15 protein-coding genes are annotated in these 24,032 nt (G+C 67.7%); 8 read left to right on the plus strand and 7 right to left on the minus strand.

The features are described 5' to 3' along the window. Nucleotides 1-132 precede the first annotated feature (132 nt). Genes HPC46_RS25330 through HPC46_RS25340 form a run of 3 tightly spaced genes read right to left on the minus strand, consistent with a single transcriptional unit; the run spans nucleotide 133 to nucleotide 2,612 of the window. Entirely contained in the window at nucleotides 133-327 is a 195-nt protein-coding gene (locus tag HPC46_RS25330; protein ID WP_179474949.1) for a hypothetical protein, read from the minus strand. Next, entirely contained in the window at nucleotides 324-1,967 is a 1,644-nt protein-coding gene (locus HPC46_RS25335) for an MFS transporter (RefSeq protein ID WP_233716677.1), read from the minus strand. Before HPC46_RS25335 ends, HPC46_RS25330 begins: the two co-directional genes overlap by 4 nt. 33 nt (nucleotides 1,968-2,000) lie before the next feature. Then, entirely contained in the window at nucleotides 2,001-2,612 is a 612-nt protein-coding gene (locus HPC46_RS25340; protein ID WP_179474950.1) for a TetR/AcrR family transcriptional regulator, read from the minus strand. A 100-nt stretch (nucleotides 2,613-2,712) separates the two neighbouring features. Here HPC46_RS25340 and HPC46_RS25345 point away from each other — a divergent pair, with 100 nt between their 5' ends. From HPC46_RS25345 to ilvA, 7 genes are all read left to right on the plus strand, one after another. Continuing rightward, nucleotides 2,713-6,672 carry a bifunctional nitrate reductase/sulfite reductase flavoprotein subunit alpha gene (locus HPC46_RS25345; RefSeq protein ID WP_179474951.1) on the plus strand — a complete coding sequence of 1,320 codons (3,960 nt, stop codon included), beginning with the start codon at nucleotides 2,713-2,715 and terminating at the stop codon, nucleotides 6,670-6,672. Nucleotides 6,673-6,767: 95 nt separating this feature from the next. Then, nucleotides 6,768-8,222 carry a nitrate/nitrite transporter gene (locus tag HPC46_RS25350; protein WP_179474952.1) on the plus strand — a complete coding sequence of 485 codons (1,455 nt, stop codon included), beginning with the start codon at nucleotides 6,768-6,770 and terminating at the stop codon, nucleotides 8,220-8,222. After that, nucleotides 8,219-10,741 carry a nitrite reductase large subunit NirB gene (gene nirB, locus HPC46_RS25355; protein WP_179474953.1) on the plus strand — a complete coding sequence of 841 codons (2,523 nt, stop codon included), beginning with the start codon at nucleotides 8,219-8,221 and terminating at the stop codon, nucleotides 10,739-10,741. The genes HPC46_RS25350 and nirB overlap by 4 nt, the downstream gene beginning before the upstream one ends. Before the next feature lie 48 nt (nucleotides 10,742-10,789). Then, nucleotides 10,790-11,155: a nitrite reductase small subunit NirD gene (nirD, locus tag HPC46_RS25360; RefSeq protein WP_179474954.1), complete on the plus strand. Its 366-nt coding sequence runs from the start codon at nucleotides 10,790-10,792 to the stop codon at nucleotides 11,153-11,155. Further along, nucleotides 11,127-12,272 (plus strand): uroporphyrinogen-III synthase, encoded by a 1,146-nt coding sequence (locus tag HPC46_RS25365; RefSeq protein ID WP_179474955.1) that lies wholly within the window; start codon nucleotides 11,127-11,129, stop codon nucleotides 12,270-12,272. The genes nirD and HPC46_RS25365 overlap by 29 nt, the downstream gene beginning before the upstream one ends. After that, entirely contained in the window at nucleotides 12,269-12,958 is a 690-nt protein-coding gene (locus tag HPC46_RS25370) for a sirohydrochlorin chelatase (RefSeq protein ID WP_179474956.1), read from the plus strand. The genes HPC46_RS25365 and HPC46_RS25370 overlap by 4 nt, the downstream gene beginning before the upstream one ends. A 3-nt stretch (nucleotides 12,959-12,961) precedes the next feature. After that, entirely contained in the window at nucleotides 12,962-14,242 is a 1,281-nt protein-coding gene (gene ilvA, locus HPC46_RS25375; protein ID WP_179474957.1) for a threonine ammonia-lyase IlvA, read from the plus strand. Here the strand turns inward: ilvA and treZ are convergent. The 4 genes from treZ to HPC46_RS25395 are packed head-to-tail and all read right to left on the minus strand — an operon-like array spanning nucleotide 14,239 to nucleotide 22,592. Further along, complete coding sequence (treZ, locus tag HPC46_RS25380) at nucleotides 14,239-15,963, minus strand: malto-oligosyltrehalose trehalohydrolase (RefSeq protein ID WP_179474958.1); 1,725 nt, start codon at nucleotides 15,961-15,963, stop codon at nucleotides 14,239-14,241. The genes ilvA and treZ overlap by 4 nt on opposite strands. Further along, complete coding sequence (treY, locus tag HPC46_RS25385) at nucleotides 15,956-18,253, minus strand: malto-oligosyltrehalose synthase (RefSeq protein ID WP_179474959.1); 2,298 nt, start codon at nucleotides 18,251-18,253, stop codon at nucleotides 15,956-15,958. The genes treZ and treY overlap by 8 nt, the downstream gene beginning before the upstream one ends. Before the next feature lie 17 nt (nucleotides 18,254-18,270). After that, on the minus strand, nucleotides 18,271-20,415 hold the full coding sequence (glgX, locus tag HPC46_RS25390) for a glycogen debranching protein GlgX (protein WP_179474960.1): 2,145 nt from the start codon (nucleotides 20,413-20,415) through the stop codon (nucleotides 18,271-18,273). A gap of 41 nt (nucleotides 20,416-20,456) precedes the next feature. Beyond that, entirely contained in the window at nucleotides 20,457-22,592 is a 2,136-nt protein-coding gene (locus HPC46_RS25395) for an acetyltransferase SucT (protein ID WP_179474961.1), read from the minus strand. Nucleotides 22,593-22,719: 127 nt separating this feature from the next. On the opposite strand from HPC46_RS25395, the gene HPC46_RS25400 reads away from it, so the two are divergent. Then, entirely contained in the window at nucleotides 22,720-24,012 is a 1,293-nt protein-coding gene (locus HPC46_RS25400) for an adenosylmethionine--8-amino-7-oxononanoate transaminase (RefSeq protein WP_179474962.1), read from the plus strand. Nucleotides 24,013-24,032: the final 20 nt, after the last annotated feature.

Genomic DNA, 24,032 nt, shown 5'->3' on the forward strand with positions numbered 1-24,032 from the left:
ATGGGGCATTACGGTGGGACACGAAGACCTCCGGTGTGTGAGTGCTTTCCTAGACAGCTCGCACTTCACTCGGAGGTCTTCGTCATGTCACCACGCCACGCCGTCACCAACGTCCGTGGTCAGTACAGCTAGCTAGCGGCGTGGCCGGCGCAGGCCGAAGGCCAGCCAGATCACGGTGGAGGTGCCCGCGGCTACCAGCACGGCGGGCGCGGCATTCGCCGTCACCAGCCCGACGACGCCGAACACGACAAGGCCCAGGACCAGCGCGACGAGCTTGTACAGCGGCCACGGGACGCCCGCGATCTGCACCTGATCCATGCTCGTCATGGCTCGACGATAGCACTTTTTCGGGTTCCCGAAACTTGGGATTCGGGTGCCGATGTTCTCGGGTGGGCGGGCAGCACTGCCAGCACAAACACCGCACCGGCGAGGCAGACCGCGGCTGCCGTCAGACAGCCTGCCTGCAGGCCGGCCAGGAACGCAGTGTCGACGGCGCCGCGCACCGCACCCGCGATCGGCGGCGGCGCCTGTGCCGACACCGCCAGTCCCTGGGCCAGGCCTTCGGCCGCGGCGGACCGGGCGGCCGGCGGCATGAGGCCCAGTGCCTGGCTGTCGCCCAGGTGCCGGATGTAGAGGGTGGAGAAGATGCTGCCGATCACCGCGACGCCGAGAGTGCCGCCTACCTGACGGGTGGCGTCGTTGACGGCCGATCCGGCACCGGCCTGCTCGGGCCGCACCACGCCCATGATCGAGTCGGTGGCCGGTGCGGTGGTGAGTCCGAGCCCGCCGCCGAGCAGTACCATCTGCGCGGCCATCGTCGGGTAGGTGATGGCGAGGTCGCTTGCCGCGATCCACCCGAACGATGCGGCCAAGAGTAGAAGGCCAACGAACACAACGACTTTGGTGCCGATCCGGGTCACCGCCAGTCGGGTTCCCACGACCGACCCGACGGCGATCGACAGCGCGACCGGCAGGATACGCACGCCGGTCTCCAGTGGGCTGAAGCCCTGCAGCAATTGCATGAACTGCGTGATCAGGAAGATGAACCCGAACAGCGCGAAGAAGGCGACGGTCACCGCCCCGCTGGCGGCGCTGAACCGCAGATTCGTGAACAGCCGGACATCGATCAGCGGTTCGCGCCGGCGGCGCTCCCACCAGGCGAAGCCCACGGCGGCGCCGAGAGCGACGGCGAACCCGGCCAGCGTCGGTGCGCTGGACCATCCGCGGTCGGGGGCTTCGATGATCGTGTAGACCAGCGCGCCGAGCATGACGACCGACAGTACGAGTCCGCCGCGGTCCAGCCGGTTCTGGCGTCCGGGGGACGCGCTCGGAATGACGAATGGGGCCGCCAGGGCGGCCGCCAGCGCGATCGGTGCCAATGCCAGGAACAGGCTGCCCCACCAGAACACCTCCAGCAGGGCGCCGCCGAGAATCGGGCCGATGGCGACACCCAGTCCGGTGACCGCGCCCCACACCCCGATGGCCGCCGCCCGCTGCCGCGGATCGCGGAACGTGTCGGTGATGATCGCGAGCGTGGTGGGGAAGATCAGCGCGGACGCGACACCCATCACCAGTCGCATGGCGATCAGCGGTCCGGTGGACGTACACAGCGCGGCGCCGACGCTGCCGAGCGCAAACAGCACCAGGCCGGCGATCAGGGTTCCGCGACGGCCGAACCGGTCGCCGACGGTGCCGCCGGCCAAGACCAGTGCGGCGAAGGCCAGGTTGTAGGCGTCGACGATCCACTGCAGGGCCTTGGTCGAGGCACCGAGCGACGAATTCAGGGTTGGCAGTGCGACATTGACGATCGTGGTTTCGACGTTGATGGCGAGTGCGGCCACCAGGACCACGACCAGGATCGCAACGGGCCGGCCGCGGCCGGGCGTGCGGGGCTGCGGCGGGACCGGCTCGATGCCCACGCTCATACGCTCGACCTCCATGTTGACGGCGATAACATCCGCGAGCATGCCAGCGGAAGTTAGCGCTGTCAACATCAGATGTCAGTGGATCCCGTCGCCGATGACGTCGAGGAGCCGATCCGTGATCAGCTGGCGGCGTTCGGCGCCGGCCGTGGCCAGTGGGCCTTCGAGGAAAAGGGTCGCCGCTCCGTGCACGGCCGCCCAGGCGGCTTCGTCGAATCCGTCCCGGCGAGCCTTCGTGAGCACGCCCGCCGCGACCAGCTCGTCGACGCAGCCCCGCAGGATCTGGAACGGGTGCCGGCCGTCGGGCACGGGGCCGTCGAGTGGCTCGATGCCCTCCGGGGCGAATGCGGTGCGGAACAACCCCGGCTCGGCGACCGCGAAATCGACGTACGCCTGACCGGTCGCGCGCAACCGGTTCAGTGCCCGCTCGGACCGCGAATCTCCATCGGAAACCCACTCCAGCGCGTCGATCATCGTCGTGCCGAGCTGGGTCATCGCGTACACCTTCACCGCCCCTAGCAGCGCATGCCGGTCGGCGTAGTGGCGGTAGGCCGCGGAGTTGCTCACCCCCGCCAAGCGCTGGACGTCACGCAACACCACGGCGTCGGGGCCGCCCGCGCGGGCCAGCGCGACCCCGTGATCGAGCAGCGCCTGACGCAGGTTGCCGTGGTGATAGGAGGCGCTCGCCATGTTGACAAGTCTTACATCGGCTACCGAGTTCTCACATGAGCGGCCCGGCCAATGTGAGCGCGGTTTATCGTCGCGATAACGCGCCCCGGCACCTCCCGTAATGTCCGCCGGGCACGGTAGAGCCGTGGCTGCCGGGAATGACTGCGCCGACCACATCCGTACCGCGTGCTCGTATTGCGGGGTCGGATGTGGCATCGACGTGCGCACCAGACCCGGTCCTGGAGGTCCGGTCATCGCCAGCGTCGTCGGTGACCGGCTTCACCCCACCAACCGCGGCCGGCTGTGCACGAAGGGCGCCACCCACACCGAACTGATGGGCACCGCCGAGGGCCGCGTCCTCACCGCGCTGATGCGCCCGGCGCGCGGCGAGGAATTGGTCGCCGCGCCCGTCGATGACGCCGTGGTGACGGCCGGCACCCGGCTGCGCGAGATCCTGGACCGGCACGGGCCGGACTCGGTGGCCCTCTACGTATCCGGCCAGATGTCGATGGAGGCCCAGTACCTGGCCACCAAGCTGGCCAAGGGATTCATCCGCACGGTCAACATCGAATCCAACTCGCGGCTGTGCATGGCCAGTGCGGCAACCGGATACAAGCAATCCCTCGGTGCCGACGGGCCGCCCGGCTCGTATGACGACTTCGACTGTGCGGACCTATTTTTCGTCATCGGCGCGAACATGGCCGACTGCCATCCGATCCTGTTCCTGCGGATGGCCGATCGGATGCGGGCCGGGGCCAAGCTGATCGTCGTCGATCCGCGCCGCACCGCAACCGCCGACAAGGCCGACCTGCATCTGCAGATCCGGCCCGGCACCGACCTGGCGCTGCTGAACGGCTTGCTGCACCTGCTGGTGGCCGCCGGCGCCATCGACACCGATTTCATCGCCGAGCACACCGAGGGCTGGGCGGCGATGCCGCAGTTTCTCGCCGACTACCCGCCGGCGAAGGTGGCCGACATCACCGGCCTGGCCGAAGCCGACATCCGCGCCGCGGCAACGATGATCGCCGAGGCCGGGGAGTGGATGTCGCTGTGGACGATGGGTCTCAACCAGAGCACCCACGGCACCTGGAACACCAACGCCATCTGCAACCTGCACCTGGCCACCGGGGCGATCTGCCGGCCAGGCAGCGGGCCGATGTCGCTGACCGGTCAGCCCAACGCGATGGGCGGCCGCGAAATGGGTTATATGGGGCCGGGATTGCCCGGGCAGCGTGCGGTGGTCTCGGCCGACGACCGGGCCTTCGTCGAAGATGTCTGGGACGTGGTGCCCGGAACGATCCGCGCCGACGTCAACCACGGCACCATCGACATGTTCGAGCAGATGGCCGCCGGCGACATCAAGGCATGCTGGATCATCTGCACCAATCCGGTGGCGTCGGTGCCCAACCGCACCACGGTCATCACCGGCCTGGAGACGGCGGAGCTGGTGATCACCCAGGATGTCTACGCGGACACCGCCACCAACCGGTACGCCGATATCGTCCTGCCCGCCGCGCTGTGGGCCGAAGCCGACGCGGTGATGGTGAATTCCGAACGCACGCTCACTCTGGTGCGCCGATGTGTTTCCCCGGCAGGGCAATCACGCCCGGACTGGCAGCTGATCTGCCAGGTGGCCGAGGCGATGGGATTCGGTGCCCACTTCCGCTATGAGTCCAGTGAACAGATCTTCGACGAAATCCGCCGGTTCGCCAATCCCAAGACCGGCTACGACCTGCGCGGCATCACCTATCAACGGCTTCGGGAAACGCCCGTGCAGTGGCCGTCCCCGCCCGGCGACGAGCAGGATCGTCACCCGATTCGGTACCGCACTGACGGTGGGCTCAGGTTTGCCACACCGTCGGGCCGAGGCATCTTCCACCCCCGACCGCACCTGGATGCCCGCGAATTGCCGGACGGCGACTATCCTTTCGTCTTGAACACCGGCCGGCTGGCTCACCAGTGGCACACCATGACCAAGACCGGCCGGATCGCCAAGCTCAACAAGCTCAACGGAAAGCCTTTCGTCGAGATCAACCTCGACGACGCCGGGAGCCTCGGCATCGTCGACGGCCAGGCTGTCGAGCTGCAGTCGCGGCGGGGCCGGGCCGTGCTGCCCGCCGTGATCACCGACCGGGTCCGGCCGGGCAATTGCTTTGCGCCCTTTCACTGGAACGACGAGCACGGTGAGTACCTCGCGATCAACGCCGTGACCAGTGATGCCGTCGACAGCGACTCGCTGCAACCCGAACTCAAGGTGTGCGCCGTGAGTCTGCGCCCGGTGAAGACGGTCGACACCCAACTCCCGCTGATCGCCACTGACGATGAAAAGCACTATCTGTCAGGCTTTTTCGCAGCGCTGACCGGCGAGGTCGTCGTGGTCCCTGTGCTACCCGACTCGGCTCCGGTCAGCGATGAGGTCCGGCTGTGGATCGATGGCCTGTTGGCCGGCAGATATTCGCGGATCGGCACACCGGCTGCGTCAACGACGTCCGGGCCGTGGGTGTTGTGGGCATCGCAGACCGGCAACGCCGAGGAACTCGCGGCCCGGCTCGTCGATCAGCTCGGGGCAGCCGGCCTGGCGGCCCGACTGGTCACCATGAACGACTGCGCGGTAACCGATCTCGCGGAGCGTGACGTGCTGGTGGTCACCAGTACGTTCGGCGACGGCGATCCACCCGACAACGGCGCCGACTTCTGGGAAAAGCTGCGGGCGCCGGATGCCCCGGAGCTGGCCGGCTTGCGGTTCGCGGTGCTGGGTATCGGCGACCGGTCCTACGGCCAGTTCTGTGGTCACGCCCGGTCTCTCGACACCCGGCTGGCCGAGCTCGGTGGTGCCCGGTTACTCGCCCGCAGCGACTGCGAGGCCCACGACGAAGACTCGCTGGCCGCGTGGGCCGCCCGGGCGATCGAGCTCGTCGCCGGGGGCGATACGCCCGCGGTGGTCAGCACGCCCGTGCCCCGGCGCACGGAACCGTTCACCCGCGCCAGCCCGGTCGCAGCGCGGCTGACGCGTAACACTCGGCTGACCCCGTCGTCAGCCGCCAAAGAGGTGCGGCAGCTGGGATTTGACATCTCCGAACACGAGGTCGGCTACGCCGTCGGCGACTCGCTGGGGGTACTGCCCACCAACAGCGACGAGGATGTCGCCGCCTGGCTTGCCGCGACCGGCCTGCGCGGCGACGACGTGGTCGAGGTCGACGGGGCGCAATGCACACTGCGCCAGGCACTCATCGGAAGTTACGACATCTGTCGCATCACCCCGAACCTGCTGGCCTTCTTGGCCGAGGCGACGGACGACAAGGCGGCGGCAAGGCAGCTGCGATCGGCGCGCGCGCAACTGGACACCTGGCGGTTGGGGCGCAACGGAATCGACGTGGTTCGGGCGTTTCCGGTCCAGGCCGAGGCGCAGCTGTGGCAGGAAGTCCTCGTCCGGCTGACGCCGCGGTTGTATTCGATCTCCTCGAGCCCGTTGGTCAGCCCGCACGAAGTGCAGTTGACGGTCTCGATCGTCCGCTACCAGACATCGGATGGCGCCGAGCGTGGGGGAGTGTGCTCGACGTTCCTGGCCGATCGCGCCCGCGACGTTCCGGTGTTCCTGCAGAAATCGCCGCATTTCCGGCCGCCCGAGGACACGACGACGCCGATTGTCATGATCGGCGCGGGTACCGGCATCGCGCCGTTCCGCGGCTTCCTCCAGGAGCGCCGGGCATCGGGCCACACCGGGCGCAACTGGTTGTTCTTCGGTGACCGGCACCGGGCCGAAAACTTTTACTACCGAGACGATCTGACAGATATGGTCACCGACGGCTTCCTGAATCGGCTGGACCTCGCTTTCTCCCGCGACCAGCGCAGGCGAATCTATGTGCAGGACAAGATGATCGAAAACGGTGCGCAGCTGTGGGCGTGGTTGCAGGACGGTGCGCACCTCTACGTCTGCGGTGATGCCGCCACGATGGCGCGGGACGTCGACTCCGCGCTGGAGACCATCATCGGCACCCACGGCCACCTGTCTGCCGAAGCCGCCCGCGATTTCAAGCGCGAACTGATCTCCGAGAAGCGCTACCTGCGCGACGTGTACTGAACCTCACTGCAGCGCAACAGCCAAAGTGAGAAGGTTGTGACACATCGATCACGGCGGGCAGCGAGGGCGCAATAAAGAATCCCTACCGTGAGCACATGCAGACTTCAACCACCCGTAGTGGCTACGACATCGACGACTGGGATGCCGAGGACGTCGAGGCCTGGAACAACGGCGGCTCGAAAATCGCACGCCGCAACCTGATCTGGTCGATTTTCGCCGAGCACGTCGGATTCTCGGTGTGGTCCATCTGGTCGGTGATGGTGTTGTTCATGCCGCAGAACGTCTATCACATCGACGCCGCGGGGAAGTTCTTCCTCGTCGCCGTCCCGACCCTCGTGGGCGCCGTGCTGCGGATCCCCTACACGTTCGCCACCGCCCACTTCGGTGGCCGGAACTGGACGATCTTCTCGGCCCTGGCCTTGCTGGTGCCCACCGCGCTGACGCTGTACTACATGGCGCACCCGGGCACGTCGTACACGACGTTCCTTGTGGTGGCCGCCTTCGCCGGACTGGGCGGCGGAAACTTCGCCTCGTCGATGACCAACATCAACGCCTTCTATCCGCAGCGATACAAGGGCTGGGCGCTGGGCCTCAACGCCGGCGGCGGCAACATCGGTGTCGCCGTCATCCAGCTGGTCGGGTTGCTGGTCATCGCGACCGTCGGCAATCGGTCGCCGCACCTGGTCTGCGCCGTCTACCTGGTGTTGATCGCCCTTGCCGCACTGGGTGCCGCAGTGTTCATGAACAACCTCACCAACCAGCGCAGCGACGCTCGATCGCTGATCGAGGTTCTTGCACATCGTGATTCGTGGCTGATCTCACTGCTCTACATCGGCACCTTCGGCTCGTTCATCGGGTTCGGCTTCGCCTTCGGCCAGGTGCTTCAGATCAACTTCCTGGCCGGGCTTTCGCACGGCGGACCCGTCACCCCGGCGATGACCGCCCAGGCATCGCTGCACGCCGCCCAGATCGCGTTCCTCGGGCCGGTGCTCGGCTCGCTGTCCCGGCCGTTCGGCGGTTGGTTGTCCGACCGCTTCGGCGGCGGCAAGGTCACCCTGTACACCTTCGGGGCGATGATCGCCGCCGCGGCGTGGCTGGTCGCGGCCGGTGAGATCGACGACGCCGCGGCCGGACCCGCGTCGGGTGCCACGATGGCGGCGTTCATCGCCGGCTTCATCGCCCTGTTCGTGTTGTCCGGCATGGGAAATGGCTCCACCTACAAGATGATCCCGTCGATCTTCGAGGCCAAGTCCAAGAGTATGGACCACCTCAGTGCCCAGGAGCGCAGCGCCTGGTCGCTGCGGATGTCCGGCGCGCTGATCGGCATCGCCGGGGCCATCGGCGCCCTCGGCGGGGTCGGCGTCAACGTCGCCCTGCGGGCCTCCTACCTGTCGCCGGCGAAATCAGCGACGATGGCCTTCTGGGTGTTCCTCGGCTTCTACGTGCTGTGCGCGATCATCACCTGGGTTGCCTACGTCCGGACCCCCAAGAAGGCGGGAGTCCTGCGCACCGACAACCCGGCGGTCGACAGCGCCGCAGCCGCGGCATGACCGCCGCGGCGCGGACCGTCGTCGTCGTCGGTCACGGGATGGTCGGGCACCGGTTCGTCGAGGCGCTGCGAGACCGAGACCGCGACGGGGCGTGGCGGGTGGTCGTGCTGTGCGAGGAACCCACCCCGGCCTACGACCGGGTGGGGTTGTCCTCCTACATCGACGGTTGGGACCGCTCGACCCTGGCCCTGTCCGGAAACGATTATGCCGGAGATGATCTGGTGGACCTGCGGGTCGGGGAGCCGGCCACCGCGATCGACCGGGACGCCCGTCAGGTCATCACATCCGCGGGGGAGCGGATCGGCTACGACGCCTTGGTGCTGGCGACCGGCTCGTACCCGTTCGTGCCGCCGATCCCGGGCAGCGATCTCGAGCGCTGCTTCGTCTACCGCACGCTTGAGGATCTCGACGCCATCCGGGCGACGGCCTCGGCGGCCCGCCCCGGTGCGGTCGGCATCGTGGTCGGCGGCGGTCTGCTGGGACTGGAGGCCGCCAACGCGCTGCGTCTGCTGGGCCTGACACCGCATGTGCTGGAACGCTCTCCGAGGCTGATGCCCATTCAGGTCGACGACGGCGGCGGTGCGCTGCTGAACCGGCTCATCACCGAACTCGGTATCACCGTGCACACCGACGTGGCGTCCACCGAGATCGTCGACACCGGCGATGGCATCACGGTGTCGCTGTCCAACGACGAGACGCTCGACGGCGCACTGCTGGTGTTCTCCGCAGGTGTGCGCCCCCGCGACGATCTGGCTGCCGACTGCGGTCTGCCCATCGCCGAGCGCGGCGGCGTGCTGACCGATATCAGCTGTGCCACCTCCGATCCGCGGGTGTTCGCCATCGGTGAGGTCGCCGCGGTCGAGGGCCGCTGCTACGGCCTGGTCGCGCCCGGTTACACGATGGCCGAGGTGGTGGCGGACCGGCTACTCGGTGGCACCGCCGAATTCCCGGGTGCCGACCTGTCCACCAAACTCAAGCTGCTCGGTGTCGACGTCGCCAGCTTCGGCGACGCCCATGCCAGCACACCCGGCGCGCTGGAAGTCGTGCTCAATGACGCCGTCAACGCGACCTACGCCAAACTCGTGGTTTCCGACGATGTTTCGACGCTGCTGGGCGGGATCCTGGTCGGCGACGCCTCCGCGTACGCCACCCTGCGCCCGATGGTCGGCCGGCCGCTGCCCGCCGATCCGGCGACACTGATCTCGCCGTCGGGTGCAGAGGTGGGGGTGGGAGCGCTGCCTGACGACGCCCAGATCTGCTCCTGCAACGCCGTGACGAAGCAGAGCATCTGTGGCGCTATTTCCCAAGGCGCCCATGATGTTCCGGCCATCAAGTGTGCCACTGCGGCCGGAACCTCTTGCGGCAGTTGTATCCCGATGCTCAAGCGGCTGCTCGAAGCGCAGGGCGTGGCGATGTCCAAGGCCCTGTGCGAGCACTTCGAGCAGACCCGCGCCGAGCTGTTCCAGATCGTCGCGAGCACCGGCATCCGCACCTTCTCGGCCCTGATCGGCGAGTACGGCACCGGAACCGGTTGCGACATCTGCAAGCCTGTGGTGGCTTCGATCCTGGCGTCCACCAGCTCCGACCACATCCTCGACGACGAGACGGCCGGCCTGCAGGACACCAACGACCACTTCCTGGCCAACATCCAGCGCAACGGCACGTATTCGGTGGTGCCCAGGCTGCCCGGCGGCGAAGTCACGCCGGAGAAGCTGATGGTGATTGCCGAGGTGGCCCGGGACTTCAACCTCTACACCAAGATCACCGGCGGCCAGCGCATCGACCTGTTCGGTGCGCGCGTCGAACAGCTGCCGCTGATCTGGAAGCGACTGGTGGACGCCGGCATGGAATCGGGCCACGCGTACGGCAAGTCGCTACGGACGGTCAAGAGCTGTGTCGGCTCGACGTGGTGCCGCTACGGGGTGCAGGACTCGGTGGCGATGGCCGTGGACCTCGAATTGCGTTATCGCGGGCTCCGTTCGCCGCACAAGATCAAGATGGGCGTGTCGGGCTGCCAGCGCGAATGCGCGGAAGCGCGCGGCAAGGACGTCGGCGTCATCGCCACCGAGAAGGGCTGGAACCTCTACGTCGGCGGGAACGGAGGCGCCACCCCCAAGCATGCGCAACTGCTGGCCGGTGATCTGGACTCCGAAACCCTGGTCCGCTACATCGATCGCTACCTGATGTTCTACATCCGCACCGCGGACCGACTGCAGCGCACCGCGGTGTGGCAGGAGACCATCGAAGGTGGGCTCGATCATATCAGGGCAGTGGTGTGTGAGGACTCGCTGGGCATCGCCGATGACCTGGACGCCGCGATGGCGCGGCATGTCGAGGGGTACTCCGACGAGTGGGCAGGCGTACTGAACGACCAGCAGAAACTCTCGCGCTTCGTATCGTTCGTCAACGCGCCCGGAGAGCCCGATCCGACGGTGGTCTTCGACGAAACCGGGCCGCGCAAGGTACCGCTGCTGCTGGGCATCCCGAGCGTCGTCAACGCGGCCGAAAGCCGCCCGTAACAGCTGTGAAACACGACCCCTCTATCAAGGTCTTGGAGGCTTGAAACCATGACACTTCTTGCGGACACCCGCGCCGGGCTCGACCTGGATGGCTGGACGCCCGCGTGCTCGCGCAGTGTGCTGCTGCCCGGGCGTGGCGTGGCGGTGCTGCTGCCCGACGGCGCACAGGCCGCGCTCTTCCTGCTGGCCGACGGAACGCTGCACGCTGTCGGCAACATCGACCCCTTCGGTCGTGCCGCGGTGATGTCGCGTGGCATCGTCGGGGACCGGCGCGGCGAGCCCACTGTGGCGTCACCGTTGCTCAAGCAGGTGTTCTCTCTTGTCGATGGTCGGTGCCTCGACGACGAGTCACACGCGCTGCCGGTTTACGACGTCAGGGTGGTTGATGGATTCGTCGAGATCAGAAGTAGCTGACCCGTTAGCCGGCTTCACCGTCGGGGTAACCGCAGCGCGCCGGGCAGAGGAACTCATCACGCTCCTCGAGCGTCGTGGCGCCTCCGTCGTGCACGCCCCGGCGATCCGGATCGTGCCACTCGTCGATGATGTCGAGTTGCGCCGGGTGACCACACAGCTCATCGAGCAGCCTCCGGACCTGGTCGTGGTGACCACCGGGATCGGGTTTCGCGGCTGGATCGAGGCCGCCCACGGCTGGGACGTCTCCGACGAGCTGACCGCCGCGCTGGACTCCGTGCGAATTCTGGCTCGCGGGCCCAAGGCTCGCGGTGCAGTGCGTCAGGCCGGGCTGTGCGAGGAGTGGAGCCCGGAGTCGGAATCCTCGGTGGAAGTGCTGGAGCGCCTGCTGTCCGAGGGCGTGGACGGTCTGCGCATCGCCGTGCAGCTGCACGGCGCGGCCAGTGAGTGGGAGCCCGACACCGACATCTGTGAAGCGCTCACGCGGGCCGGCGCCTACGTGGTCAAGGTCCCGGTCTACCGCTGGGAGGCGCCGGAGGATTCCCGCCGCGTCGATGCGCTGATCGCGGCGATCGTCGGCGCCGACGTGGATGCGGTGAGCTTCACCAGCGCACCCGCTGTTGCGGCCATGCTGGAACGTGCGAAAGCCCTTGGCGCGCTGCAATGTCTGATCAATGCGCTGCGCAACGATGTCGCCGTGTTCTGCGTCGGCCCGGTCACCGCCACCCCGCTGACCCGGCTCGGAATCGACGCCCGCTATCCGCAGCGTTACCGGCTGGGTGCGTTGGCCCGGTTGATCACCGACGAATTGCCCTGCCTGGCCAAGAAGTACAGTGCGGGCGGGCACGAGATCAGTGTCCGCAGTGCCAGTGTCGAGGTGGACGGCGAGCTCAAGGTGCTGCCGCCGGCCGCGATGGCGTTGCTGCGCAGGCTGTTGGTGGCGCCGGGGCTGGTGGTGTCACGGGAGGAACTACTGGCCCAACTGCCCGGCGGCGGCGACGACACCCACGCGGTCGAGACCGCGATGGCCCGGCTGCGCTCGGCGCTGGCCGCCCCCCGTGTCGTCCAGACTGTCGTGAAGCGGGGATACCGACTGGCGCTGGACTCCGCCTCGACATGACACGACAACTGGTCCTGGTTGCCCATGGCACCCGAAATCCTTTGGGGCTGAACACCATCACCGAGATCGCGGCGGCTGTCGCGGAGCATGTCGGCCCGGTGCGCACCGCGTTCGTCGACGTGCTCGGGCCCAATCCCCGTGAGGTGCTCGAGAACACGGTGGGCCCCGCTGTTGTCGTACCCGCGTTCCTGGCGTCGGGTTATCACGTCAATGCCGACCTGCCGGCCCGGGTGGCCGAGAGCGGTCACCGGGACGTCACCGTCACCCCGGCGCTGGGGCCCGACCCGGTGCTTGCCCGGATCATGCTCGGGCGCCTGCTCGAGGCCGGCTGGTCACCCGGCGACCCGGTGGTGATGGCCGCGGCCGGATCGTCGGATCCCGCGGCCCGCGCAGAACTGACGGAGGCGGCCGGACTCCTGGCCGAGCTGGTGGGGGAGGTGCACCTCGGCTTCGTCGCAACCGGTGCGCCGACCGTCGCCGATATCGTCGGCCGGCTCGCAACGGCGGGGCGGCGGGTGTTCATCGCCTCCTACCTGCTCGCGCCCGGGGTGTTCCACACCAAACTGGGGCGGTGCGGCGCACACGCCGTGACCGAGCCGCTGGGAGCGCACCCCGATCTGGTGGCGCTGCTTGCTCATCGCTTCATGGCCGATTCCCTGATTCCCCGTGCAAGGTGGCACCATTGAGCGGTGTCCGCCGAACTGAGCCAGCACCGACTGTCAGCGCCGCTTTCCGCGGCTGACATCGATGAGGCTGCTCAGCGAATTTCCGGCGTGGTCACTCGTAGCCCGCTGCAGCACAGCGACCGGCTCTCGCAGGCCACCGGCGCGCAGGTGTACCTCAAGCGTGAGGACCTGCAGAGTGTGCGGTCCTACAAGGTGCGGGGCGCCTACAACCTGCTGCGACAGCTCTCCGAGCAGGAGCTGGCCGCCGGGGTGGTCTGCTCCTCGGCAGGTAACCATGCCCAGGGGTTTGCGCTGGCCTGCCGCTCGATGGGCGTGCACGGCCGGGTCTACGTGCCGGCCAAGACCCCCAAGCAGAAGCGTGACCGCATCCGCTATCACGGCGGGGAGTTCATCGAGCTGATCGTCGGCGGCAGCACCTACGACCTGGCCGCCGACGCCGCGCTGGAGGATGTCGCGCGCACCGGCGCCACGCTCGTCCCGCCGTTCGACGATCCGCGCACGATGGCCGGTCAGGGCACCATCGCGGTGGAGATCCTCGACCAGCTCGACGGCGAGCCGGACCTGGTGGTCGTGCCGGTCGGCGGCGGCGGGTGCATCGCCGGGATCACCACCTACCTTGCCGAGCGGACGGCGAACACCGCGGTGCTCGGCGTCGAGCCCGCCGGCGCGGCGTCGATGATCGCGGCGCTGGCCGCCGGCGGTCCGGTCACCCTGGAGCACGTCGACCAGTTCGTCGACGGGGCGGCGGTCAAGCAGGTCGGCGCGCTGACTTATCAGGCGCTGGCCGCGGCCGGGGACATGGTGTCGGTCACCACCGTCGACGAGGGTGCGGTCTGCACGGCGATGCTCGACCTGTATCAGAACGAGGGCATCATCGCCGAGCCCGCGGGGGCGCTGTCGGTGGCGGGACTGCTGGAGGCCGATGTCGAGCCGGGGTCGACGGTGGTATGCCTGATCTCCGGTGGCAACAACGACGTGTCGCGCTACGGCGAGGTGCTCGAGCGGTCACTGGTCCACCTGGGGCTCAAGCACTACTTCCTGGTCGACTTCCCGCAGGAGCCCGGCGCGCTACGCCGGTTCCTCGACGAGGTGCTCGGCCCGAACGACGACATCACGCTGTTCGAGTACGTCAAGCGCAACAACCGCGAGACCGGTGAGGCGCTGGTCGGTGTCGAACTCGGCTCCGCGACCGGGCTGGACGGGCTGCGAGCCCGGATGGCCGCCTCAGGTATCCACGTCGAGGCGCTCGAACCCGGCTCGCCGGCGTATCGGTATCTCACCTAGCTCGTCCGCGTCACCACCACCGAGTGCGCGGGCAGCCGCGCGCCGTGCACGCCGGCCTCGGGTTCACCCCAGGCCAGCAGCACCTCACCGGCGACGGGCACAGTCGCCGGTTGCTCGCCGAGATTGCAGGCGATCGCAATTGCGCCGCGTCGCATCACGATCCAGCGCTCGTCCTCGTCGTAGTCGATCACCAGGTCGGTCAGCCACGGGTCGGCCATGTCGGGTTCGTTGTCGCGCAACGCGATCAATCCGCGGTAGAACGCCAGTAACCGGGCGTGCTCACCCCCGCCGAGCTCGTCCCAGTCCAGCTTGGAGCGCAGGAACGTCTGCGGGTCCTGCGGATCGGGCACATCGTCGGCGTTCCAGCCGTGGTCGGCGAACTCCGACTTGCGGCCCTCCGCGGTCGCTTTGGCCAGCTCTGGTTCGGGATGGGAGCTGAAGAACTGGAACGGCCGGCACGATCCCCATTCCTCGCCCATGAAGAGCATTGCGGTATAGGGCGATCCGAGAGCAAGTGCCGCCTTGACGGCGAGCTGGCCGAAGTCCAGATTCTGCGACGGCCGGTCGCCGACCGCCCGATTGCCGACCTGATCGTGGGTCGTGGTGTAGGCCATCAGCCGGGTGGCCGGAATCAGCGCCTTGTCCAGCGGCCTGCCGTGCCTGCGGTGGCGGAACGACGAGTAGGTGCCGGCGTGGAAGTACCCGTTCTGCAGTGTGGTCGCCAGCGTGGCCATCGAGCCGAAATCGGCGTAGTAGCCTTGCCGCTCACCGGACACCGCGGTGTGGATGGCGTGATGGATATCGTCGTCCCACTGGGCGGTCAGGCCGTAGCCGCCGCGGTCCCGCGGGGTGATGAGCCGCGGATCGTTGAGGTCACTCTCGGCGATCAGCGACAGTGGCCGGCCCAGAACCGCTGACAGCGCGTCGGTTTCGGCCGACAGCTCCTCGAGGATGTGGATCGCGGTGTTGTCGACGAGCGCGTGAACGGCATCGAGTCGCAGGCCGTCGGCGTGGAAGTCGCGCATCCAGCGCAGCGCGCAGTCGATGATGTAGCGCCGCACCTCGTCGGCGTCCGGCCCGGCCAGGTTGACGCCCTCGCCCCACGGATTGCTCACGGCGGACAGGTACGGCCCGAACCGGGGCAGGTAATTGCCCGACGGCCCGAAATGGTTGAACACCGCATCGATCAACACCCCGAGCCCGCGGGCGTGACAAGCTTCGACCAGACGCACCAAACCGTCAGGGCCGCCATAGGGTTCGTGCACGGCATACCACAACACCCCGTCGTAGCCCCAGCCGTGGCTGCCGTTGAAGGCGTTGACGGGCATCAGCTGGACGAAGTCGACACCCAAGTCCGCCAGGTAGTCCAACTTCTCGATGGCGGACTCGAAGGTGCCGTCGGCGGTGAACGTGCCGGTGTGCAGCTCGTAGATCACCGCGCCCTCGATCGAGCGCCCGGCCCACTGCTGATCGTTCCACCGCACCGCCGAGGCGTCCCAGAGTTGGGAGCGCTCGTGCACGCCGTCGGGCTGACGAGCCGACCGCGGATCCGGCAGGACGGCCGGATCATCGTCCAGGACGAAGCCGTACCGGGCATCCGGCGGGCAGTCGACGTCGGCGCGCCACCAGCCGTCGTCACCGGCAGACATCTCGTGCAGCTGCCCGCCGACATCGAGGCGCACCAGTTTGGGCAGCGGCGCCCACACCGCGAATTCAGGCATCTGAGGACTCCAACAACACAACAGGCAGCTCGCCGAACACCTCGCCGGCCGGCGTCGGGCCGCTGAAACGCGAACCGGTCAGCCGATCGGTCCACACCCCTTCGGGCAACGGCAGAATCGTGTCACCCCAGCCGTCGTGATGCAGCCGGACCGTCCAGCGGGTGACCGCGACCAGCACGTCGGAACCCCGGTGGAACGCCACAACGTGCGATGCCGCGGCGCCGACCGCCAACACCGGCCGATACTCACCCGACAAGAATGCGTCGGGGCGGTCCCGCCGGGCGTGCAGCGCCGCCCGCACCACCCGAATCTTGGGATGCGACAAGCGTTCCAGCTCGCTGCCGCGCACAGAGTAGTCGACGGGTCTGCGGTTGTCCGGATCCACGAGGCTGTCCTCCCACAGTTCGGTGCCCTGGTAGACGTCCGGGATGCCGGGGACGGTGAGGGCGAGCAGCTTCTGCCCCAGCGAGTCGCTGTGGGCGTGCGGTTCCAGTTGGACAACCAGGCCGGTCAGCTCGGTGGCCACCGGCCCGTCCACGATGGCGTCCAGCCACGCGTGGACGGCGTCCTCGAACTCGGTGTCCGGGTCGTTCCACGAGGTGCGCCACGCGGCTTCGCGGATCGCCTTCTCCGCATAGGCGTGCAACCGCGTGCGCAATTCGTCGGTGACCTGACCGTCGGCCGGCCAGACCCCGAAGATGTTCTGCAGCAAGAACAGTGCGGTCGCGGGGTCGGGCGCCGGCGTGGTGGTCTGCCAGCTGGCCACGAACTCGGCCCACAGTGACGGCACCTGGGACAGCACGCCGATCCGGGCGCGCACGTCCTCACCGCGCTTGGTGTCATGCGTCGACAGGGTGGTCATCGCGTGCGGCCACAACCGCCCGCGCACCGCCGCGCTTCGATGAAACTCGGCGGCGCTGACGCCGAAGCATTCCGGCTCACCGCCGACCTCGTTGAGCGACACCAGGCGTGGGTCGCGGTAGAAGTAGCAGTCCTCCACCGCCTTCGCCGTCATCGCCCCGCACAGCTGCTGCAGCCGCGCAGCGGGCTCCGCCGAACACAGCGCCAACGAAACGAGTTGCAGCGGTGCGGCCAGCGCAGGCTGCTCGGTCACCGTCTGCGCGATCGCGACCGACAACAGTGACGACAGGCTCAGGTAATCCGATCGATACACACCGACATTCGTCAGCAGTGCGACCACCGCGTCGGGCAGCTGCGGGTGGTCGGCACCCACGGCGGTGACGATCGAGCGACGCAGCCGGGCCAGCTCGCTGGCGAGCGTGCTGGTGGCCGCGGTGATCTTCAACTGACGCAACATCTCCGGCGCGTAGGCGTAGTCGAAGCCATTACCGTCGACCAGTTCGGTCAACGCCGTGGCGCCGGTGGGATCGACGAAGACACCGCCCACCTCGCGCAGCACGTCGTAGCCGGTGGTGCCGTCGACGGGCAGCGACGGGTCAAGCGGCTCACCGACGCCGAGGATCTTCTCGATCACGATCCAGGCCTGCGGCCCGATCAGATCGCGCAGCCACCTCAGGTATCCGGTCGGATCGGTCAAGCCGTCGGGGTGGTCGATACGCACTCCGTCGACCAGACCCTCGCGGAACCAGCGAGCCACCTCGGTGTGTGATGTCTCGAACACCGTCGGGTCCTCCTGGCGCAGGCCGGCCAGCGAGGTGATCGAGAAGAACCGGCGATACCCGCACGCTCCGGTGCGCCACCCGATCAGCTTGTAGTGCTGGCGCTCGTGCACCTGCGGCCCGCTGCCGTCGCCGGTGCCCGGCGCGATCGGGAAGGCGAGGCCGCCGAGCCGCAGCGTGTCGGCGTCCACCTTCAGATCTGCGACGTCACTGTCAGAGCCCAAGACCGGCAACAGGATTCGGCCATCGGGGTCGGCCGTCCAGTCGATGTCGAAGAATGTCGCGTAGGCCGACTGGCGACCGTTGCGCAGCACGTCCCACCACCACGGGTTGCGCTCGGGCCGGTCCACTCCGACATGGTTGGGCACGATGTCGACGACCAGCCCCAGACCGCGCGCCTTGGCGGCCTCGGCCAGCCGGGCCAGGCCGTCGGGGCCGCCCAGTTCGTCGGACACGGTGGTGGGGTCGGTGACGTCGTAGCCGTGGGTGGACCCGGGTGCGGCGGTCAGGATGGGGGACAGGTAGAGATGGGTGACACCCAGCCCGTCGAGGTACTCGAGGAGCTTCTCGGCGTCGGCGAAGGTGAACGCATCGCCCGCCGAGGGGCCGCGCAGCTGCAGGCGATAGGTGGACAGCACCGGGGAAGCCATAGCTGTGCCTGTTCCCGCTAGCCGGTCTTTTGAAGCACCAGAACCGATCGACCCGGCACCGTGATCGCCTCGCCCGTCTTCACCACCGTGCCGTTGGTTCCGGTGGCATCCCAGGTGTCGAGAACCGCCGTCCACTGTTCGGCATAGTCGCCGTCGGGAGTGACGAATTCGATCGGCTTGCTGTGGGCGTTGAAGCACAGCAGGAACGAGTCGTCGACGACGCGTTCGCCGCGGGAGTTGGGTTCGGGGATGGCTTCACCGTTGAGGAACATGCCCACGAACTTGAAGCCCGAGTCCCAGTCGTCGTGGCTCATCTCCTGGCCGGCCGGGGTGAGCCAGGCGATGTCCCGAACCTGATCACCGGTCCGGATCGGCTCACCGTCGAAGAACCGGCGGCGCCGAAAGACCGGGTGCTGCTTGCGAAGTGCAGTCACCTTCTTGGTGAACTCGAGCAGATCGGAGTTGGTCTCGCGCAGGGTCCAGTCCATCCAGGACAGTGGCGAATCCTGGCAGTAGACGTTGTTGTTGCCCTGCTGGGTACGGCCGATCTCGTCACCGTGGGCGATCATCGGGGTGCCCTGCGAAAGCAGCAGGGTGACCAGGATGTTGCGCATCTGCTGGCCGCGGAGCGCCAGGATCTGCGGATCGTCGGTCGGGCCTTCCACCCCGCAGTTCCACGACCGGTTGTGGCTCTCGCCGTCCCGGTTGTCCTCGCCGTTGGCCAGATTGTGCTTCTCGTTGTAGGACACCAGGTCGTTGAGGGTGAAGCCGTCATGGCAGGTGACGAAGTTGATGCTGGCGCCCGGGCGGCGGCCGGTGGCTTCGTAGAGGTCCGACGATCCGGTCAGCCGGGACGCGAACTCGCCGAGGGTGGCCGGTTCGCCGCGCCAGTAGTCGCGCACGGTGTCGCGGTACTTGCCGTTCCATTCGGTCCACAGGCTGGGGAAGTTGCCGACCTGGTAGCCACCCTCGCCGACGTCCCACGGTTCGGCGATCAGTTTGACCTGACTGATCACCGGGTCCTGCTGCACGATGTCGAAGAACGCGCTCAAGCGGTCGACTTCGTAGAACTCACGGGCCAGCGTGGAGGCCAGGTCGAACCGGAATCCGTCGACGTGCATCTCGAGAACCCAGTACCGCAGCGAGTCCATGATCAACTGCAGCGTGTGCGGATGCCGCGGGTTGAGGCTGTTGCCGGTGCCGGTGAAGTCGCGGTAGAGCCGCAGGTCGTCGTCCATCAGGCGGTAGTAGGCCGCGTTGTCGATGCCGCGCAGGTTGATCGTCGGCCCGAGGTGATTGCCTTCGGCGGTGTGGTTGTAGACGACGTCGAGGATGACCTCGATGCCCGCCTCGTGGAACGAGCGCACCATCGTCTTGAACTCGGCGACCGCACCGCCGGCGTGCCGGGTCGCCGCGTACTGGTAGTGCGGAGCCAGGAAGCCGAACGTGTTGTATCCCCAGTAGTTTCGCAGTCCCAGATCGATCAGGCGGTGGTCGTGCATGAACTGGTGCACCGGCATCAGTTCGATGGCGGTGACGTTGAGCGCCTTGAGGTGATCGATCACCGCCGGGTGGCCCAGCCCCGCGTAGGTGCCGCGCAGTTCCTCGGGGATGCCGGGGTGGGTTTGGGTCATGCCCTTGACGTGGGCTTCGTAGATGATCGTTTCGTTGTACGGCGTCCGTGGCGCGTGGTCGGAGCCCCAGTGGAAGAACGGGTTGATGACGACGCTGGTCATCGTGTGCCCCAGCGAATCGATCATCGGCGGGGTGCCGCCGGAGGCCAGGTCGTCGGCCCCGAGGTCGTAGGAGTACAGCGCCTGGCTGAACTCGAAGTCGCCGTGGAAGGACTTGCCGTAGGGGTCCAGCAGCAGCTTGCTGGGATCGCACCGGTGGCCGGCCGCCGGGTCCCACGGGCCGTGTACCCGGAAGCCGTACCGCTGCCCGGGATTGATCGTCGGCAGGTAGGCGTGCCACACGAAACCGTCGACTTCGTCGAGGTCGATGCGGGTTTCCGTGCCGTCCTTGGCGATGAGGCAGAGTTCGACCCGGTCGGCCACTTCGGAGAACAGCGAGAAATTCGTGCCCGCGCCGTCATAGGTGGCCCCGAGCGGGTATGCGGCACCAGGCCACACCGTGGTCAGTGCGGGTTCGCTCGACGACATCTCTCGACCCTATCGACGTGGCGCGAACGTCGCGCAGGATGTCACCACCATGTGGTGGCCGCCCCCAGCTGCCGGCCCAGCTCGGGGATCAACGTGCGCATGTATGTCGCCGAGATGTGATGAGAATCGTGGTAAATCAGCACATTTCCCTCGACCGCGCGGCACCGGTCGGCACGGCACACCGCGTCGCTGAGGTCCAGGACCCGCATGAGCGGGAAGATCGGGAGGAAATCGAGGGTCTGGTTGCGGTCCGAGAGCACCTCGGAACGGTCGATCCCGCACGACACCGCGTCGCCGCCCTTGGCCAGGCAGTCGGTCGGGAAGAAAGGTTGGCCGTTGCGCACCAGCCACGGCGTGTCACGCATCGCCAAGATCGGAATCTTGTTGTCCGACAACGTCTGCCAGATACCGATATAGGTGGCTGGCATCACATCGCCGGGCTTGATGTTCCATGGCCGGGTCGAGGTGGTGAACACGAAATCGGGGTGATCGCCGATCAGCTTGGCCATCACCTTCTGGTTCCACTTGTGGCAGTTGGGGTAGGGCCGGTTGTCGCCCATCACCAGCGGTGATTCCTCAGTGGTCAGCGGACAACCCATCTTCAGATAGGTGACCACCTTGAAGTGGTGCATCTTGGCCAGCGCGTCGAGTGCGGTGATCCAGTGTTCGGCGTGCGATCCGCCGGCCAGCGCGATGGTCCGGGTCGCCGACTTGTCCCCGTAGGTGCAGTTGATGACGTCGGTGTTGTCGAAATCACTGATACAGCCGTCGGTGGTCGACTCGGGCAGATCCTTCTGCGCCTCGAGCACAGTCGGGCGCATCGGCAGCTTGGGCACCCGGGCATGCTGGGTCAGTGCCCGCGCTCCCGGATACCCGTCGGTGGACAGCGCGACCAATTCCTTACCGTTGGCGCGCTGCACCGTGACGTGCTCGCGCCAGGTGAACGACGTCGCCGTGAGGGCCACCCCGAGCAGTGCCACGGCGGTCCCCAGGGCGATGGTGGGCCTGCGCAGGCGGGCGCGCCACGCGATCTGCGGCGCAGGCGCGGCTGCCGCCCGTCGCCCGGAACGCAGCGGTTCCTCGATGAAGCGCATCGTCAGATAAGCCAGCACGCCCGAGATCGCCAGGACGATCGCCCCGGCGACGAAGCCGGCGCGCTTGTCGCCGGTGTAGGCGAGCCAGAAGATCAGCAGCGGCCAATGCCACAGGTACAGCGAGTAGGCCATCGCGCCGAGCGTCACCAGCGGTCGCGCCGACAGCAGCCGGTTCGGCAGCGGCAGCCGGTCGCGCGTCGACGGGCTCGCGTGCCGGTTCGCGGCCGCCAGGATCATCAACACCGTCGCGCCGACCGGCACCAGCGCCCACGGGCCGGGGAACTCCCGCACCCCGTCGATGACGGCGCCGCACGAGACGATCAGCGCCAGCCCGGCCGCGGCCAGCACGGTGCGCAGCCACATCGGCCAGCGCACGAAGGGAACCACCGCGCCGACGAGCGTGCCCAGCAGCAACTCCCAGGCGCGGGCGAAGCTGTTGTAGTACGCGGCCGTCTGATCGGACAGATGGAGGACGACGGCAAAGCTGAAGGACGCGACAGTGAGTACGGCCAGCAAAGTCACAAGAGTCACACGCAGCCGATTGCCGAGCCGGCGGCGGAACAAATAGGCAAACCCGAAGATAAGGGCGAGCATCGAAACGTAGAACTGGCCCTGAACGGACATCGACCAGATGTGCTGCAGCGGACTAACGGCCTCACCGGCGCGGAGATAGTTCGCCGCGGTCGCGGACAACTCCCAGTTCTGGAAGTAGCCCAGGCTCGCCAGACTCTGGTCGGCAAACGTCTCCCAGCGCGTCTGCGGCTGTATCAGAACGGTAAGCACGGCGCCCGCGGCAAGCACGACGACGAGGGCGGGCAACAGTCGCCGCACCAATCGGAGGATCTCGGGCCAGGGTGACAGCCGCGAGTCGGGATTCAGCGCGGTGCGCAGCAGTGAACCGCCGAAGAAGAATCCGGACAGCACCAGAAAGACGTCGACCCCGCCGGACACCCGCCCGAACCACACATGAAATACCGCCACCAGAGCGATCGCGACACCACGGAGCCCGTCGAGGTCGTGGCGATAGAACCCCGACTTTCGCTCCGCCGCTACCTTCGCCGGGGGTGGGGTCAGGGTCAGCATGATCGGGGATCAATCTACCCAACCCGGGTATGTCTCTCATCTCCAGCGAACCGCGCCCGGGCCGCGTGTCGGCGTAGAGCAAAGGCCCGCCCGTGACTGCGCGGCGCCCCCGCTAGGCTCACACACCGTGTCGGCGTTGACCCCCCAACAGATCAGCGCGATCGACGCCGCCCATATCTGGCACCCGTACAGCACGATCGGCGCCGAGGCGCTGCCCCCGGTGGTGGCGGTCGGAGCCGACGGCCCATGGCTGACCCTGGTCCGCGACGGCGCCCAGATCCGCGTCCTCGATGCGATGGCCTCCTGGTGGACGGCTGTGCACGGCCACGGTCACCCGGTGCTCGACGCCGCGATCACCCGGCAGCTTTCGGTGATGAATCACGTCATGTTCGGCGGGCTGACCCACGAACCTGCCGCGCGCCTGGCGCAGCTGCTCGTCGACATCACCCCGCAGGGCCTGGATACCGTGTTCTTTTCCGACTCCGGCTCGGTGGCCGTCGAGGTCGCGGTCAAGATGGCGCTGCAGTACTGGCGCAGCACGGGCCGGTTCGGCAAGCGCCGACTGATGACCTGGCGTGGCGGATATCACGGCGACACGTTCACCCCGATGAGCGTCTGCGACCCCGACGGCGGGATGCACTCGCTGTGGAGCGACGTACTTTTCCCGCAGGTGTTCGCGCCGCCGGTGCCGTCCGGCTACGACCCGGCCTACATCGCGGCATTCGAGGCGCAGCTGCTGGACCACGCCGACGAGGTCGCCGCCGTCATCGTCGAACCGGTGGTGCAGGGTGCCGGGGGTATGCGCTTTCACGACCCGCGCTATCTGAGCGACCTGCGGACGATGTGCGACCGGGCCGGGGTGCTGCTGATCTTCGACGAGATCGCCACCGGATTCGGTCGCACGGGGGAGCTGTTCGCCGCCGACCACGCCGGTGTCAGCCCCGACATCATGTGTGTGGGCAAGGCGTTGACCGGGGGTTACGTCACACTCGCCGCGACGCTGTGCACGCGAGAGATCGCTGCCACGATCAGCGGCAGCGAGGCCGGCGCGCTGATGCACGGCCCCACCTTCATGGCCAACGCGCTGGCGTGCGCGGTATCGGTGGCATCGGTGGAACTGCTGCTCGGCCAGGACTGGCGCGGCCGCGTCGCGGAGATCAGCGCGGGGCTGACCGGCGGGCTGGCGCCGGCGCGCGCCCTGCCCGGCGTCGTCGACGTGCGGGTGTGCGGCGCGATCGGCGTGATCGAGATGGCGGCACCGGTCGATCTGACGGTCGCGACGCCCGTCGCCATGGACAACGGCGTCTGGCTGCGGCCGTTCCGCAACCTGATCTACGCGATGCCGCCGTTCATCTGCACCCCCGACGAGATAGGCCAGGTCACCTCGGCGATGGTCGCCGTCGCCCGTGCATTAACCTGAACGGTGTTCAAGAGTCCGGA

Origin of the sequence: Mycolicibacterium vinylchloridicum (assembly GCF_013404075.1) — a bacterium.
Taxonomy (GTDB): domain Bacteria; phylum Actinomycetota; class Actinomycetes; order Mycobacteriales; family Mycobacteriaceae; genus Mycobacterium; species Mycobacterium vinylchloridicum.

Coding starts and splice junctions, on each gene's coding strand:
- HPC46_RS25350 (WP_179474952.1), top strand. CDS start 6,768: ATGCAGACTTCAACCACCCGTAGTGGCTACGACATCGACGACTGGGAT.
- HPC46_RS25395 (WP_179474961.1), bottom strand. CDS start 22,592: ATGCTGACCCTGACCCCACCCCCGGCGAAGGTAGCGGCGGAGCGAAAG.
- HPC46_RS25335 (WP_233716677.1), bottom strand. CDS start 1,967: ATGCTCGCGGATGTTATCGCCGTCAACATGGAGGTCGAGCGTATGAGC.
- glgX (WP_179474960.1), bottom strand. CDS start 20,415: ATGTCGTCGAGCGAACCCGCACTGACCACGGTGTGGCCTGGTGCCGCA.
- treY (WP_179474959.1), bottom strand. CDS start 18,253: ATGGCTTCCCCGGTGCTGTCCACCTATCGCCTGCAGCTGCGCGGCCCC.
- HPC46_RS25330 (WP_179474949.1), bottom strand. CDS start 327: ATGACGAGCATGGATCAGGTGCAGATCGCGGGCGTCCCGTGGCCGCTG.
- nirB (WP_179474953.1), top strand. CDS start 8,219: ATGACCGCCGCGGCGCGGACCGTCGTCGTCGTCGGTCACGGGATGGTC.
- nirD (WP_179474954.1), top strand. CDS start 10,790: ATGACACTTCTTGCGGACACCCGCGCCGGGCTCGACCTGGATGGCTGG.
- HPC46_RS25345 (WP_179474951.1), top strand. CDS start 2,713: ATGTCCGCCGGGCACGGTAGAGCCGTGGCTGCCGGGAATGACTGCGCC.
- HPC46_RS25370 (WP_179474956.1), top strand. CDS start 12,269: ATGACACGACAACTGGTCCTGGTTGCCCATGGCACCCGAAATCCTTTG.
- HPC46_RS25340 (WP_179474950.1), bottom strand. CDS start 2,612: ATGGCGAGCGCCTCCTATCACCACGGCAACCTGCGTCAGGCGCTGCTC.
- treZ (WP_179474958.1), bottom strand. CDS start 15,963: ATGCCTGAATTCGCGGTGTGGGCGCCGCTGCCCAAACTGGTGCGCCTC.
- HPC46_RS25365 (WP_179474955.1), top strand. CDS start 11,127: ATGGATTCGTCGAGATCAGAAGTAGCTGACCCGTTAGCCGGCTTCACC.